The sequence below is a fragment of the Leifsonia sp. genome (genome assembly GCF_051955155.1).
GTDB lineage: Bacteria > Actinomycetota > Actinomycetes > Actinomycetales > Microbacteriaceae > Leifsonia.
In genome coordinates this window covers 20,042-35,759 of sequence record NZ_JBQCGZ010000088.1, presented here as the reverse complement: position 1 = coordinate 35,759, position 15,718 = coordinate 20,042, and the positions used below count along the sequence as shown (strand labels likewise).

Here is a 15,718-nt window from a genome sequence, read left to right as displayed (position 1 = left end):
CGGGGCCGGGGGCGTATGACCCACATGGGGTGGCCCCCCGGCGCTCCCCCGCCGCCCGGGCGCCGCCCCCATAGGGCCCGGGCCCAGGCCCTAGAAAGGTGTGGGGGGGGGGGGGGGGCGGCGCCCGCGCCCCCCCACCCCGTTCTCCTCGTAACCGATCCCTCCGCACCGCCGACCGGCGGTTCGCAGCGCTCCTGATGCTGCCGGCCGGACTGTTCCTCGCCATCTTCATCGCCTGGCCGCTTCTGCAGTTCGTCGGCGACAGCTTCTTCAGAATCAGCCCGATCGCGGGAGGACCCCGAGAGTTCGTCGGGTTCGCCAACTACGTCACCGCGCTGACCAGCTCCGACTTCACCAACGCCGTATGGCGAACCATCCTCTACACGGTCATCGTGGTCACCTTCGAGTTCGTCCTCGGACTGCTAGTGGCGCTCCTCTTCACCTCGCTCGGCAACTCCTCGCGGGTGTTCCGCACCATCTTCCTCTACCCGCTGATGATCGCCCCTATCGTCGCCGGTCTGCTCTGGCGGTTCCTGCTCATTGACAACTTCGGCATCGTCAACGAGTTGCTGAAGACGGTGGGGATCATCCACTCCAGCGACCAGATCCAGTGGCTGAGCGACCCGAACATCGCACTGTTCTCCGTCGCGATCCCCGACATCTGGCTCACCACCTCGTTCATCACGCTGGTGCTGTTCGCCGGGCTGCAGAACATTCCCGGGGATGTGATCGAGGCGGCGCGGCTCGACGGCGCCCGGTACACCACGATCCTCTTCCGCATCATCATCCCGCTGCTCCGGCCGGTGATCGCCGTCGCGTTGATCGTCCGTGGTATCGACGCGGCTCGTGCCTTCGACGTCATCGTCATCCAGACCAACGGCGGACCGCAGCAGAGCACCGAGACGCTGTCCCTGCTGATCTACCGGACGATGGTCCGCTTCGGCGACCCCGGCCTCGCCAGCGCAATGGGAACCCTCTACCTGATCGCGATGCTCGCCGTCGCCCTCTTCGCGATCCTCACCATCTGGCGACCGGGAAGCGAGACGGAGCGATGAACGGACTGGAAGCGCGCCGCCTGAGCTCCCGCGCCCTGCTCTGGCTGATCCTGATCGCGGTCGTCGTGCTGTACGGTTTCCCGTTCGTCTACATGCTGTTCACGTCGTTCAAGACGCCGCTGGAGACGATCTCGGTCCCCCCGAAGCTGCTGCCGAGCGTGTGGACGGTGGACAACTACATCTCGGCCCTGACGCGCGACGGGGTACTCGCCTCCTTCATCAACAGCATCATCACGGCGGTGCTGAGCACGCTCATCTCCCTGGTGCTCGCGATCCCCGCGGCCTACGCGGTGACGCGGTTCCGGACCAGGACGGGGAGGATCTTCATCGTCCTCGCGCTGGTCGCCCGCATGGTGCCTCCGATCGTGATCGGCGTTCCGATGATCTCGATCTTCCGCAACCTCGGCATCTCGGACACGTCACTGGCGCTGGCGATCGCCCACACCACGATCTCGCTTCCGCTGTCGATCTGGCTCATGTCCAGCTTCTTCGAGGCGGTGCCGGGCGAGCTGGAAGAGGCGGCGAAGATCGACGGGAACAGCAGGCTGGGCGCGCTCTGGCGGGTCGTCATCCCCGTCACCGCGGGTGGCGTCGCGGTCACCGCGATCTTCGCCTTCCTCGCCAGCTGGAACGAGTTCCTCTTCGCGTTGCTGCTCACCGCGGTCCGATCCCAGACCACGCCGATCGTCATCGCGAACTTCCAGACCCAGTTCGGACTTGACTGGGGCTCGATGACAGCGCTCGCTGTGCTCTACTCCATTCCCGTCATCCTGCTCACTCTGCTGCTGCAGAGGCACATCGTCGCCGGGCTGACGCTTGGGGCGGTCAAGGGCTGAGGTGGCTGGTGAACGGGATGACCATGAGGGGGAAGGAATCGCTGTGGCAGTGAAGAGTTCGAGCATTCGAGACGTTGCAGAGTTGGCGGGAGTCTCCGTCACCACGGTTTCGCATGTGCTCAACGAGACCCCGCACACCCGCGTCGCCGAAGAGACACGGGCGAGAGTGCGGCACGCGGCGAAGACCCTCGGCTACGGACCGAACCGGGCGGCGCAAGCGCTCCGCACGAACAGGTCGGGCTTGATCGGGCTCCTCAGTGAGGAGATCGCCACGACACCGCACGCGGGACGGATCATCCTCGGAGCTCAGAATGCTGCCCGCGAGCACGACCTCACGCTGGTGATCATCAACACGGAACGAGAGTCGAGCGGAACCTCCCACCGCGACGACGTGCAGGCGCTGCTGGATCGCCAGGTCGATGCCGTTCTCTACGCGACCATGTATCACCGCCAAGTGTCGCTTCCGCCGAACCTTCAAGCCCTTCCGGCCGTCCTCATCGACTCCACGGATCGAGCGGGCATTGTGCCGGCCGTCGTCCCCGATGAGATCGGCGGTGCGGTGGCTGCCGTCCGTCACCTCGTCGACGCCGGGCACACCCGGATCGGTTTCCTCAACAACGACGACGATGTCCCCGCTACCCACCTTCGGTTCGCCGGGTACCGGGAAGTCCTCGACACGCACGGCATCCCGTTCGATGCGACGCTCACCGCATCGGCGCCGTCCGAGACGCTCCCCGGATACGAGCTCGCGCGGGAGATGCTGAGCCGGAGCGACCGGCCGACGGCGTTGTTCTGCTACAACGACCGGATGGCGATGGGCGCTTACCGGGCCGCAGCAGAGCTGGGGCTCGACATCCCCCGCGATCTCTCGATCGTCGGATTCGACAACCAGGAACTCATCGCAGCGAACCTGTTCCCAGGTCTCACCACCGTCGCCCTCCCGCACTACGAGATGGGCGTATGGGCGGTGGAGACGCTGGTCCATCTTCTTCATGGCGAAGCCGAGCACCGGCTCCTCGCCGACAAGCCGACACTCCTCGACTGCCCGCTGGTGACCCGCGGGTCCGTCGCCTCGCCACGCGCCGACTGAAAGGTACCCGCCCGCATGCTTCGTCTCGCCGCCTCCTGGGTGTGGGATTTCTGGATCGCCGACGACGGCGACCACTACCACCTCTATTTCCTCAAGGCGTCCCGCGCGCTCCTGGACCCCAATCGCCGGCACTGGCGCGCCACCATCGGACACGCCACATCGACGGACCTCACCACATGGACGGAACACGCCGATGCGGTGATCCCCGATGACTCGCCCGCCTTCGACGACCTCGCCACCTGGACCGGCTCGGTCGTGCGCCAGGACGACGGGACCTGGCGGATGTTCTACACCGCCGTCAGCCGAAGCGAGGGCGGACTCGCCCAGCGCATCAGTTCCGTGGTGTCGGACGACCTCTTCACGTGGCGCCGCGAAGCCGGACGACAGGTCATCGAGCCCGACGCTCGCTGGTACGAGACCATCGACACGCGCCAGTGGCCGGACCAGGCGTGGCGGGACCCGTGGGTGTTCCAGCACGACGGGGAGTGGCACATGCTCATCACCGCACGCGCCAACCACGGCGACCCGGACGACCGCGGGGTCATCGGTCACGCGACATCGCCCGACCTGACGACGTGGACCGTGCAGCCCCCGCTTTCACAGCCGGGTGCTGGCTTCGGCCACCTCGAGGTCGTCCAGACCATCGACGTCGACGGCAAGCCCATCGGTCTCTTCTCCTGCCTCGGCTCCGAGCTCTCCCACGCCCGGCGCGCACAGGATCCGCTCGGGGGAGTGTGGGCGTTTCCGACCGACTCACCCACCGGGCCGTTCGACACTGCTCGGTCGTATCGCCTCACCGACGAGCAGCTCTATGTTGGGCGCCTCGTTCAAGACCGCTCTGGCACGTGGCAGCTTCTGGCCTTCCGCAACGACGACGACAACGGCGGCTGGGTCGGCGAGATTTCCGACCCGCGCCCGGTCGGCTGGGTCGATGGGCGCCTGAGGCTTCACGGAAGCGAAGCAGCACCGGCCGAGCGGCTGCGAGTGGGATCGTGAGCCCAGGAGCGCTCGTCGTCGGCGAAGCTCTCGTCGACGAGGTTGTCAGGGACACCACGGTCAGCCGGCACCCGGGGGGCTCTCCGGCGAACGTGGCTCTCGGTCTCGCGCGACTGAACATGGTCACGCGTCTCCACACCGCGATCGGCGAGGACGCGGATGGTGAACTCATCCGCAGGCATCTGGCGGACTCCGGGGTGATGCTCACGCCAGAGTCCACAACGAACCGGCCGACCTCTCGCGCCATCGCCACGCTCGGACCGGACGGGTCGGCCACGTATCGATTCGCTCTCGACTGGGAGCCGCGGAATCTCGACGACCTCCGGAACCCGGCCATCGTTCACACGGGCTCCCTCGCCGCGTTCCTCGAGCCCGGATCTGATGTCACGCGAGACATCGTCCGCCGTGCCAGAGCGGCGGGGGCACTCGTCAGTTTCGACCCGAACGTGCGCCCGTCGCTGATCGCCGATCGGGACCACGCTCGCGCCCAGTTCACGGCACTGACGCTCTCAAGCCATCTCACCAAGCTCAGCGACGAGGACGCGGACTTCCTCTTCCCGGGAAAGTCCATCGAGCACGTGGTCGACCGGCTCATCGACAGCGGGATCCCGGTTGTCGGCATCACCCGCGGAAGCAGGGGCGCCCTGCTTGCAAGCGGCGAGCATCGAGCCGAGATCGCGCCCACTCGTGTCGCGGTCGCCGATACCGTCGGCGCCGGCGACTCCTTCATGGCCGCTCTGATCTGGTCGCTCACCGCCGAAGACGGTGGATGGGACGGTCGGCCGGTCAGCGAGGGACGGCTTCTCTCGGTGGGCGCACGAGCGGCGCACCTGGCCGGCATCACCGTCTCGAGGACCGGTGCCGACCTGCCAACCCTCGCCGACCTCGAAGCTGCAACGCCCATCGCCTGAAGAAACGCATCCCGGCTCTTCCACCCGGACGAACTCCTCGCTACGCTGAGCCGCCCGCGAAGCGCCAAAACGATTTGCCAAACGAAAGGGGCCTCCAATGGCGGAGAAGATGCAGCCCAGTCGCCGCGCGGTGGTTCAGACCGCCGCCACTTCTGCAGCGATAGCAACGCTCACCTTCATCAGCACCAAGCCCGCGGCCGCTGACACGCCGCCACCCACGCAGGAGAAGCAGCCTTCTCCTCCTCGCCGAGTCCCGGTCGGCCTTCTGTAACAGCGAAGTTGCATGAGCAGAGAAAGGAATTCTGATGGAATCCAACGTCTACGACGTCACTGACTGGAAAACTCCCGGCAAGCCGGTCGACCCGCACTACGACATCGGCGCCGTCATCAACAGCATCATCGCGGACATCACACGACGCCAGACCAACCCGGCCGACAAGCCCGGAGCAGTGATCTACGTTCCGCCGGGCACCTACTCGTTGAAGACGCGAGTCGTGGTCGACGTCAGCTTCCTCACCATCCGCGGTTCAGGACACGGATTCACCTCCCTCTCCATCCGCTACAACTCAGACACCGCCGGCTGGAAGGAACTGAACCCCGGCGGAAGCCACATCACGGTCGAGAACACCGACGGCAATGCCGAAGCGTTCCTCGTCGCCCGCAACGGCAACCCGCGTCTGAGCGCCATCGCCTTCGAGAACTTCTGCCTCGACGGCGTCTCGTTCGGGAGTAATCAGAACTCCTATCGCAACGGCAAGATCGGGATCCGGTTCGCAACCGACAACGACTCCGTCCGTGTCCGCGGTATGGGCATGGTCTACCTCGAGCGGGCCCTCCTGATCCAAGGGCCGGACGCGCTCGACGTGTCGGGCAACTTCATCGCCGAATGCGGCACGTGCGTGTTCATCATGGGCGGAAGCCAGGCCAGCAAGATCGAAGACAACCACTTGGGTGCCGGCCCCGTCGGATTCACGATCTTCGCCGAGAACAGCAACGGGCTGCTGATCACCGGGAACAACATCTTCCCGCGAGGCATCGACTCCGTGCACCTGAAGAACTCGTTCCGGTCGAACATCTCCGCCAACCGCCTCCAGTCGTTCTACCCGGGCAGCATCACCCTGGAGGGCAACTGCAAGGAGAACCTGATCAGCTCGAACGTGTTCGAGCGCCAGGTGGAGACCTATGGCCCGTTCATCGGTGTCGGCAACGGGCTGGACGACGACTTCGGGGTGGTCCAGGTGAACGGCGACGGGAACACGATCACGGCCAACCATGTGACGCTGATCATCCCGCCGGAGCAGGTCAAGCCGGCAGGTGGAACGGCCGCCATTTTCCGAATCAGGAATGGCGACCAGAACTACATCGGCGCCAACCACATCATCTCCAACCTCGATGTGCACACCGTCGTCCTCGACGCGGGAACCACCAACTCCCACGTGTTCGACAGCGGAACGGAGGCGCAACTGCTCGCGAATTCGACAAGCTACGGATTCCGTCCCACGCCGTGACCTCCGGGGGTGCGAGGCGCGACAATCGCCTCGCACCGAGCTCGGACCAGCCCCACACCATTGGAAGGACCCATGTCAAGCACCACCCGTTACGATGTGACCGCCTGGCCTGTCGGGAACGTTGCCGAAGACATCGGTGAAGTGATCAACAGCATCATCGCCGACATCAAACAGCGTCAGAGTGACTCGGACGCTCGAGACGGCGGCAAGCCGGGTGCAGTCATCTACATCCCGCCGGGGGACTACCGCCTCCGCACTCAGGTGCTGATCGACGTCAGCTTTCTTCGGATCGAAGGGTCGGGACACGGCTTCACCTCCTCGAGCATCCGGTTCAACGTTCCGGAAGACGAATGGCCGGATCTTCACGAGCTGTGGCCCGGCGGCAGCCGCATCATCGTCGATATGGCGGCCGGCAGCGGGGAAGAACAGTCCGCAGGAGCCGCATTCCTGGTCAAGAGAACAGGGAGCCCGCGGATCAGCTCCGTGGAGTTCTCGAACTTCTGCATCGACGGGCTCCATTTCGTTGCCGACGGCTCCGACCTGCACCCCGAGAACACCTACGTCAACGGCAAGACCGGCGTCTACGTCGCCAGCGCGAACGACTCCTTCCGATTCAACGGCATGGGATTCGTGTACCTCGAGCATGCGCTCACGATCTACAACGCCGACGCGCTTTCCATCCATGACAACTTCATTGCCGAAAGCGGCAACTGCATCGAGCTACGCGGTTGGGGCCAAGCATCGAAGGTGACCGACAACCTGATCGGCGCGGGGCCCAAGGGTTACTCGATCTACGCAGAGAACCACGGCGGCCTGCTGGTCACGGCGAACAATGTGTTCCCACGCGGGCACAGCAGCGTTCACCTCAAGAGCGTCACCCGCTCCAGCGTGACGAACAACCGCCTGCACTCGTTCTATCCGGGAATGGTGATCCTGGAAGCGAACGCATCCGAGAACCTCATCGCCTCTAACCATCTGCTGCGCGACCGAGAACCGTGGGCGCCGTTCCTCCATGTGGATAACGGACGCGACGACGTTTTCGGGCTGCTCCTGATCGAAGGCAGCAACAACTCGGTCATCGGAAACCACTTCTCCGAGGTCGTCGACTCGCTGAAGCTGCGTCCGGAGGGAGCCACCCCGGTGATTGTCCGGCTCGTGGAGGGTGGTGGGAACTACCTCGCAAGCAACCACGTGGTCGCACTGGATGTTCGCGCCACTTCGGGAGAATCGGCGTTCGATGCCCAGGTGGACGCGCTGCTCGCCACAGCAGCAAGCCAAACCCTGGACGTGTTCACCGTCGTCGTGGAGCCAGCCTCCACCTCCAACACCATTCTCGATTCGGGTACCGCCGTGCAGATCGCGCTGGATGCAGCGGCCAACGCATTCCGGCCCACGCCTACGATCGGTTGACCGAGGCGGCGCCTGCTTCGAGGAGGCGCCGATCGCGTACTTCTCGATCGAGAACGCTGGCTGGCTGGCTGGCTGTGAACGCGGGGGCGGCGTCCGGGCCAGCCCGCGAGATTCGTCGCAGCCTGCGACAGTCACCGCGGACGGCGACATCTGCTCGCAAACTCGGCACCAGCCGCCGAGACCGGCAAATACGACAGCAGGCTTGAAATGTGACAGGCGGCCTGAAGTACGCCACCTACACGCGAGAACAGCAAGGGGCCCACGTAGCCCAAGAACTGACATTGGAGCGAGTGACGGGAATCGAACCCGCGCTATCAGCTTGGGAAGCTGAGGTTCTACCATTGAACTACACTCGCGCGGCCCGGAATCCCAGTAAAACACTGGGATGTGAGGCTGCCGCCCACACTACCCGGTCAACGGTCTTTGGCCAAACCCACCGTTTACTGACGGCGTGGGATGGGAGCGCTCGCCGGCACGAGAGCGACGAGAGCGAGGACGTGGTGCGTCGCACGTCCCAGCCGGATCGTTTCTGACGGACACGACGGGGGCAGACCACGAGCGGAGTGCTCTGGGCGGTCCGTTTGTCCCGCCGAGCCTCGGAGAGATGCTTACGCGACAGGCATCACCCGTGGCGCCGGCCTCCTCCCCCTGCGGGTCGTTCGCGAGCCAGGCCAAGGCCTGGCAACACCTCGAAGACACTGCCTGGCCCCTTTGTTACAACGTGTTCCTCTGCTCGGCCGCCGGGTAGCGGTCGAGGTCGACGATCCACTCGCCCTGCGCGCCGATGCGCCAGGCTTCGTAGCGGACTGCTCGAGCCCACCGGTCCACACGTTCGGTGATCGTCGAAGCCGGATAGTCGGACAGCGACCAGCTCATGGGGTCGTTGATGTACGTAAGTGGTTCCACCCCTGGGGTCACATCGATCACTACGCCGACATTCCCGATCAGGAGGCTCACGAGGCGACGCCCGGCGTACTCTGATGCAGGGTTGCCCGCTGCGACCTGCCGCACAAAATCGTCGGCAAACGACAGGGACCACTCCAGATCTCCGAAGGCACGGTACGGAACAAGCATCCGGCGAGCATCCGTGCCGCGCGCTCCTTTCGCGGCAGAGACGCCATTGTGCCAGCGCCAGATGGCGCGAACCGTATCCGGGAGCTCGACGCCGAAACGCTGCTCGAGCTCCCGGATCGCGGTCTCAGAGATCCCAGGCGCCAGATGACTGGCCACCGGAGCGCCGATACGGCGCAACTCGGCCTCATACGCGTCGAGCGCCCGGATCACCGAATCGGTACTCACGTTGTCAGTGGCCGTTGCAGACCGCGAGAGTCGGGATTGCTGAGGACACCCACGATGGCATCGGTGCGGAAATGAACGCGTCTCCCGAATTCAGGTGGCAGGCACTCACAAATCCACCATATTTGCTTCCCTGGAGGCTGTTCTGTCCGCTGTCGATCACCGCGAGGCTGGGCTGCGGAACAGAGTTCGGTCCGCCTTGCGCGGACGCCCAGAACGGATACTCGTCGCATGAAGTGACCCCGGACACGACGCCAGCGCAAGCGGGCAGCCCCGCGTACCAGCTTCGCGAGCCGGTCTGACTTGCGGACGGCAAGTAGTTCAGCATCGCCCAGGATGGGTACGAGGTGATGGCGGACACATCATGATCGGAGGCCTGCGGCACATCGGATCGACCGGACGCGAAGATCGGTGTGTTCTCGCACTGAGCGTACGGGTCCCCCTTCAACGCACCAGCCATCTGACCCACGCAGGTGTCTGCCAACACCTGCGCCTGCGCAGTGGTCAGGGCGGCGTTCTTCGACGCGATGACGGACGCAACGGACGGAGTGTTCCAGTAGTTCGGAAGAGTCGAGGGACGTCCAGGCAGCGTGGCCGGCGGGGTGGTGTTCGTCCCATCCGCCCATGAAGGCTTCGCCGGCGCTTGTGTGCCATCCCCGACGATCCAGGCTGCTGCGCCCGCGATCGCGGCGACCCCTCCAACGGTGAGCATCGCCTGGAAAGCCGTGGTCGCCGTCGCCCCCGAAGTCTGAGCCGCACTGATGCACTCGATGTACTGATCCGACAATGAACTCCCGAAAGCATGGGTCCCCGGCATCACCAAAACCGTGTCACACACGTCCGTCGCGGTGACGGATGCGGCGGCAAGAGCGGCGCCCAGCGCTGAAATGTCGGGCATCTGTGATGTTGTCTTGATGGTCGTACCAGCCGTGCTCGGCGGCGATGGAGGTTGAACGGACGCTGGCCCCACCCCGGTCCCGGTGTGCCCGAGGAACGATCCGGACGTGCTGACGACCAGCAGTTGGGTGCCCGCATGGGTGTCCTGACCCACGGCCCAATACTGCGTCCCATTGGACAGCACGTAGATCTCAACGTGCGTTGTCGAACCGGGCGTATACCCGTAGGACTGCAGGATGGCAGCGGAGACACCGTTGTAGGTCCCATCCCCCAGTAGCGCGTAGAACTGCATAGCGTTATTGAGGCTGACGAGCGTTGACTGCGTTTGCGAATCGTACGGCGATGATGCTGATGCGGCGCTAGCGGGAACGATGATGCCGATGACCGCGACCAGCGCAGTCGCGAACGCGGCGATGAGACGTTTTTGGCGCATGGAAATGCCCTCCCCCACGAAGAGTTTGCAATTGCCGGGTTGCCCCCCGTCCCCGGCTGGGACGGACAGCTCCCTTCCTACTCCCGAGTGGAATCACCCGGCCAACCCCCGTGAAGGGGTCAGGCGAGTACCTCGGACTGTGCGGAACTCCTCCCGCGTTCGGACGCCCGCGACCTCCTGACCCCAGGCGCCGGCCTGCTCAACCGCCGAAGAGGCGCGCGCCGTGGTCCACGTGGCGTTCCAGCACCTCGGCACGCCACGACGCGTCCGGATCCGGCCCGGTCACACTGCCGTCGTCGCGCTGCCAATCGGGCAGCCGGCCGGTCAGGGCCCAGTGCGCCTGACGGGCCGCCCCGTACGCGGCGTACTCCTCGGAACGCGGGTGGACGACGACGAGTCCGGTCAGGGTGGCGACGGCCTGACGGAGGGAACGTGAACGGGAACCGCCTCCGATCATGGTCACCCGGTCCGCCGTGACCCCGGCGCGGCGGAGGTGTGCGATCGAGTCGGCGGCCGCGGCGGCGACGCCGAGAACGGCAGCCCGAGCCAGGTTCTCCGGCCGCAGATTCGATCGGGTGACGCCCAGGAGCGCCCCGGTCGACGATGGGAAGTGCGGATGGCGTTCGCCGTCGAGGTACGGGAGCAGGCAGAGCCCCTCCGCGTCCCCGGCCGCCAGGGAAGCGAGCTCGTCGAAGGTGTCGAGGTCGATGCTCAGCAGGCGTGCGACGGCGACGAGGACCCGCGCACCGTTGAGCGAGGTGACGATGGGCAGGAACCGCCCGGTCGCGTCCGCCATGTCGTCGACGACACCGTCGGGGTCGTGCAGCGGGGAGGCGGAGACCGCCGTCGCCGTCATGCTGGTGCCGACGGACAGAATGATCTCGTCCGGGCCGGCGGACAGGCCGAGCGCGGCCGCCGGATTGTCGCCGCACCCGGCCCCGAGCACGAGGCCCGCTCGGGTGGTGCCGGCACGCTCGCGCGGCCCGAGCACGCGCGGGGACGCGATCGGGCGGCCGAACGCGAGCTCGGCGGCACTGGAGCTGTAGCCGGACCCCGTGACAGACCAGTAGCCGGTGCTCGACGCGTCCGAGCGATCGGTCGTGGCTTCGGCGGGCCGGGCAAGCAGGTTCCAGGTGAGCCAATCGTGCGGGAGCAGCACGTGGGTGAGCCGCGCGGCGTTCCCCGGCTCGTTGTCGCGCAGCCAGCGCAGCTTCGCCACCGGATGCGCCCCCGTCGGCACGAGCCCGATCTCGGTCGTCCAGCGCTCGCTGCCCCAGTGCGCCCGGAGCGCCAGGCCCGCATCCGCCGCACGGACGTCGTTCCACAGGATGGCGTCGCGGATCGACTCGCCGTGCGCGTCGAGGAAGATGGCCGTGTGCTGCTGTGCGGCCACCGAGAGGGCGGCGACACCGTCGAGCATCCCGGATGTCGCCGCGATGAGGGCGTCCCACCATCTCCCGGGTGCCACGGCGGTGCCGTCCGGGTGCGGCGCAGACGCGCGGCGGACGATCCGCCCGCTCGCCGCATCGACGACGAGGAGCTTGCACTTCTGCGTCGACGAGTCGACACCCGCGACCAGCAGCGGTGCGCTCATCGCCGGGCTCCGATCAGTCGCTCGGCGGTCTCGCTGTCGGTCACGAGGCCGGACAGGAGCCGGGCATTGAGGACGGCCCGGATCGCCCGGGTCTTCGTCGTGCCGCCCGCCACGGCGATCACGGTGGGGACGGCCCTCAGCTGCGCTTCCGTGATCGAGATGCACCGGGCGTCCAGATCGTGCACGACCGTCCCGGCGTCGGTGACGAGCGTCGCGGCCAGTTCTGCGACGACGCCGCGACGGAGCACTCGCTCGCGGTCGAGGTCGGTCAGTGCCCGGTTCTCCATCATGAGCGAATTCCGGGGACGCCACGAGCCGATGGCGCCGACGGCGACCGAGACCCGGTCGAACTGCTCGAAGGTCTGCCGGACGTCCGGCTGACGGCGGACCCCCGCTGCCGCCTGCCTGTCGCTCATCACCAAGGGAGAGTAGATGGGGTGCGGGCGCACCCCGGGGATGGTGCTCAGCCGGCGCATGACCTCGAGCCCGTTCTGCAGGATGGGCCCGGCGGCTCCGGCGAGCTGCACGACCCGGTGGCACGGCAGCTGCTCGAGTCTCCTGGCCATCGCGTTCAGCGTCCGCCCGGAGGTCAGCCCGAGGACATCGTCCTCCGAGAGGATCTCCTGGAGGAGTTCCGCCGCCGCTTCTCCGAGCGAGCTCTGCAACGCCTCCGCCGTGTCCACCGGGACGTCCACGACGACGGCGTGGTCGAGTCCGAAGCGGGTGCGGAGCTCGACGGACAGATCCAGGCGCACTCCGGACGGGCTGACGATCTCGAAGCGGACGATTCCCGATGCGATGCCCTCCTCGAGCAGCCTGCCCACCTTGAAGCGACTGAGGCCGGTCGCCTCGGCGATCTCGATGCGCGTCCGGCCGCGGAGGTAATGCTCTGTCGCGATGTGTGCGATCTGCACGCGCCGGGCCGGGCCTTCTGGTCGTGTCACCTGTGCCTCCATCGATTGCACGACGATGTGCATGTATCGCTCAAGAATTGCTCACCTGAGCAGAGGTTTGCAAAGATGAGAAATACCATCATACGCTCCCGTCGACGGCTCACCCCGCCGCCCGTCCGGAACCGAAGGAGCTTGATGGTGTCACTCGCGTCTCCCGAAGCCGCGATCGCGAGCGCGGCGCTCGTCTGTTCCGGCATCCGGATGTCGTTCGGCGGCATTCCCGTGCTGCGGGGCGTCGATCTCCGGCTTCTGCCGGGAACGGTGACGGCGCTGGCGGGAGAGAACGGTGCGGGGAAGTCGACACTGATGAAGATCGCCTCCGGCCAGTATCGACCAGACGAGGGCACCGTCCGGATCGACGGGGACGAGCTGTCCGCAGGCAGCATCCGCGCCGCCGGCTCTCTCGGCGTCGCGATCGTCCCGCAGGAGCTGGCGTCCATCCCCGAGCTGACGGTGTACGAGAACCTCTTCGTCGGCCGGGAACTCCGCACCCCGCTTCGAACGCTCGACCGCCGGGCGATGGCGCGCGAGGCGCGGGAACGGCTGGGCGCCTTCGGGATCGACATCGACCCGTCCCGACGTATGGGCGGCCTCCCGGTGGGCGTCCGCCAGATCATCGAGATCGTCAAGGCCACCTCGCGCGGAGCCCGCGTCCTCCTCCTGGACGAGCCGACCAGCGCGATCCCGCAGCGCGAGGTCGCCCTGCTGGCGGAGGTCGTCTGCAGCCTCCGCGACCAGGGCGTCGCCATCCTCTTCACGACGCACAAGATGGAGGAGATCCGCGCAATGGCCGACCGGGTCGTCGTCCTGCGCGACGGCAGCCTGGTCGCGGACGCCGCGATAGCCGACATCACGGACGACGGAATCGTCGCCGCCATGATCGGCCGCGAACTCGACACGCTCTTTCCCGATCTGCCGAGCGTGGGGACCGCGGAGACCCTCTCCGTCCACGACCTCGTGATCAGTGCCGGCAGCGCACCGATCAGCTTCACGGTCCGCCGAGGCGAGATCCTGGGCCTCGCCGGCCTCGTCGGCGCCGGCCGCACCGAACTCATCGAGTGCATCTACGGGCTCCGCATCCCCGAACGCGGCACGGTGACCGTCAACGGGCGGGTACTCCGCCGAGGCGCACCGCAGGCATCGATCCAGAGCAACGTCGCCATCGTGCCGGAGGACCGCAAAGGCGCGGGTGCCGTCCTCTCGCTGAGCGTGCTCGACAACGCGACGCTCCCGCGGGTCGCCGCGTTCTCGCGGTCCGGCATCCTGCGCGGCGCGCCACGGCGTGCCGCGATCGATGCGGTCATGCGCTCGATCCGGCTCAAGAGCGACGGCCTCGGGCAGCGCATGGAGAACCTGTCCGGCGGCAACCAGCAGAAGGTCGTCCTCGGTCGCTGGCTGACCGGAGCCGTCGACGTCCTGCTGCTCGACGAACCGACCCGGGGCGTCGACGTCGGTGCCAGGAGCGAGATCTACCGCATCATCACGGACCTGGCGGCCGCCGGCATGGCGGTGGTCATGGCATCGAGCGACATGCCGGAGATTCTGAGCCTGTCGCACCGCGCGCTGGTGCTTCGCGATCGCACCGTCGTCGCGGAGATCTGCCGCCCCGAACTGTCCGATCCTGGCGTCCAGGACACGATCTTCCGCTTCGCGTCCGGCCAGGACGCGCCGTCGGACCGCCCCGCCACCACCGAGGAGACAGCCCGATGACCAGCCAGAGCCCCGGCACCGCGACGTCGCAGACCGCCGCACGTCCGTGGACGGCAGCGCTTGCGGACTTCCTGATCCGTCACATCATGGTCGTCGTCATGCTGGTGATCGTCGCCTTCTTCGCCTACCGCAGTGCGCGGTTCGCGACACCGGACAACCTGGCCACCATCCTCATCGCCGCCGCCCCCTTCGCGCTCATCGCCCTGGGGCAGACCCTGGTCATCCTCACCGGCGGCATCGACCTGTCCGTCGGCAGCGTGATCGCCGCGAGTGCGATGGCCGCGGCGTGGACGGCGAAGCACGTGGGGATCAGTCCGTTCCTCCCCCTCGTCGCCGCACTGCTCACGGGCCTGGTCGCCGGAGCGGTCAACGGCCTCGTCGTCAGCCGTCTGAACGTGCCCCCGTTCATCGCGACGCTCGGCATGCTGACGCTCGCGTCCGGGATCGCCTACGTCATCGGCAACGGCGCGCCGATCAACGGTCTCCCCGCCTTCTTCGGCGTCTTCGCCAACACGCAGGTGTTCGGGGTCACCGTCCCGGTCGTGCTCATGATCGTCGCCATCCTGGGGTTCGCGTTCCTCATGAAGCGAACGAGCTACGGACTGCGCATCTACGCTCTCGGCGGCAACCGCCTGGCAGCAGAGATCGCGGGAGTGCGCTCGCGCGGCGTGCTGTTCAGCGTCTATGCGATCAGCGGCCTGCTCGCCGGCATCTCCGGACTGGTGCTGTCATCGCGTGTCATCACGGGCGCCCCCAACCTGGGCCAGGGGTACGAGCTCGACGCCATCGCCGCGGTCGTGATCGGCGGGGCCAGCCTCATGGGCGGACGCGGCACCGTGTGGGGGACCGCCATCGGCCTGCTGCTCATCCAGACCATCAACAACGGCCTGGACCTGCTCCTCGTGCCCGCGTACTGGCAGAACGTCATCAAAGGCGTGATCATCGTCGCCGCCGTCGCGGTCGACGTCTGGGCCGCCCGACGCCGCCCATGACCGATCCCGGACTCATCCGTCACCAATCACATCCCTC

Annotated in this window: 13 protein-coding genes and 1 tRNA gene; 9 read left to right on the top strand and 5 right to left on the bottom strand. The window is 66.7% G+C overall.

The window, feature by feature from the left end:
* Positions 1-197 precede the first annotated feature (197 nt).
* The 7 genes from ACTHMF_RS09460 (at position 198) to ACTHMF_RS09430 (ending at position 7,806) form a co-directional block, all read left to right on the top strand.
* Positions 198-1,055 (top strand): carbohydrate ABC transporter permease, encoded by an 858-nt coding sequence (locus ACTHMF_RS09460; protein WP_440317233.1) that lies wholly within the window; start codon positions 198-200, stop codon positions 1,053-1,055.
* The gene (locus tag ACTHMF_RS09455; protein WP_314146647.1) at positions 1,052-1,891 is read left to right on the top strand and encodes a carbohydrate ABC transporter permease; all 840 of its coding nucleotides are present in this window, start codon (positions 1,052-1,054) and stop codon (positions 1,889-1,891) included. Before ACTHMF_RS09460 ends, ACTHMF_RS09455 begins: the two co-directional genes overlap by 4 nt.
* A 43-nt stretch (positions 1,892-1,934) precedes the next feature.
* The gene (locus tag ACTHMF_RS09450; RefSeq protein WP_314146646.1) at positions 1,935-2,981 is read left to right on the top strand and encodes a LacI family DNA-binding transcriptional regulator; all 1,047 of its coding nucleotides are present in this window, start codon (positions 1,935-1,937) and stop codon (positions 2,979-2,981) included.
* A 15-nt stretch (positions 2,982-2,996) separates the two neighbouring features.
* The gene (locus ACTHMF_RS09445; RefSeq protein WP_440317232.1) at positions 2,997-3,977 is read left to right on the top strand and encodes a glycosyl hydrolase family 32; all 981 of its coding nucleotides are present in this window, start codon (positions 2,997-2,999) and stop codon (positions 3,975-3,977) included.
* The gene (locus ACTHMF_RS09440; RefSeq protein WP_440317231.1) at positions 3,974-4,888 is read left to right on the top strand and encodes a carbohydrate kinase family protein; all 915 of its coding nucleotides are present in this window, start codon (positions 3,974-3,976) and stop codon (positions 4,886-4,888) included. Before ACTHMF_RS09445 ends, ACTHMF_RS09440 begins: the two co-directional genes overlap by 4 nt.
* 305 nt (positions 4,889-5,193) lie before the next feature.
* Complete coding sequence (locus ACTHMF_RS09435; RefSeq protein WP_440317230.1) at positions 5,194-6,396, top strand: NosD domain-containing protein; 1,203 nt, start codon at positions 5,194-5,196, stop codon at positions 6,394-6,396.
* Between the two features lie 72 nt (positions 6,397-6,468).
* Positions 6,469-7,806, top strand: a complete 1,338-nt coding sequence (locus ACTHMF_RS09430) for a NosD domain-containing protein (protein ID WP_440317229.1) — start codon at positions 6,469-6,471, stop codon at positions 7,804-7,806.
* A 282-nt stretch (positions 7,807-8,088) separates the two neighbouring features.
* Here the strand turns inward: ACTHMF_RS09430 and ACTHMF_RS09425 are convergent.
* From ACTHMF_RS09425 to ACTHMF_RS09405, 5 genes are all read right to left on the bottom strand, one after another.
* Positions 8,089-8,162, bottom strand: a tRNA-Gly gene (locus ACTHMF_RS09425).
* Between the two features lie 358 nt (positions 8,163-8,520).
* Positions 8,521-9,105, bottom strand: coding sequence for an SMI1/KNR4 family protein (locus tag ACTHMF_RS09420; protein ID WP_440317228.1), 585 nt, complete (start codon positions 9,103-9,105; stop codon positions 8,521-8,523).
* A 4-nt stretch (positions 9,106-9,109) separates the two neighbouring features.
* Positions 9,110-10,450: a NucA/NucB deoxyribonuclease domain-containing protein gene (locus tag ACTHMF_RS09415; protein WP_440317227.1), complete on the bottom strand. Its 1,341-nt coding sequence runs from the start codon at positions 10,448-10,450 to the stop codon at positions 9,110-9,112.
* A gap of 181 nt (positions 10,451-10,631) precedes the next feature.
* On the bottom strand, positions 10,632-12,026 hold the full coding sequence (locus tag ACTHMF_RS09410) for an FGGY family carbohydrate kinase (RefSeq protein WP_440317226.1): 1,395 nt from the start codon (positions 12,024-12,026) through the stop codon (positions 10,632-10,634).
* Positions 12,023-12,970, bottom strand: a complete 948-nt coding sequence (locus tag ACTHMF_RS09405) for a sugar-binding transcriptional regulator (protein ID WP_440317225.1) — start codon at positions 12,968-12,970, stop codon at positions 12,023-12,025. The genes ACTHMF_RS09410 and ACTHMF_RS09405 overlap by 4 nt, the downstream gene beginning before the upstream one ends.
* Positions 12,971-13,114: 144 nt before the next feature.
* Here ACTHMF_RS09405 and ACTHMF_RS09400 point away from each other — a divergent pair, with 144 nt between their 5' ends.
* Together ACTHMF_RS09400 and ACTHMF_RS09395 are read left to right on the top strand one after the other, a co-directional pair.
* Positions 13,115-14,689, top strand: coding sequence for a sugar ABC transporter ATP-binding protein (locus ACTHMF_RS09400; RefSeq protein ID WP_440317224.1), 1,575 nt, complete (start codon positions 13,115-13,117; stop codon positions 14,687-14,689).
* On the top strand, positions 14,686-15,681 hold the full coding sequence (locus ACTHMF_RS09395) for an ABC transporter permease (protein ID WP_440317223.1): 996 nt from the start codon (positions 14,686-14,688) through the stop codon (positions 15,679-15,681). The genes ACTHMF_RS09400 and ACTHMF_RS09395 overlap by 4 nt, the downstream gene beginning before the upstream one ends.
* Positions 15,682-15,718: the final 37 nt, after the last annotated feature.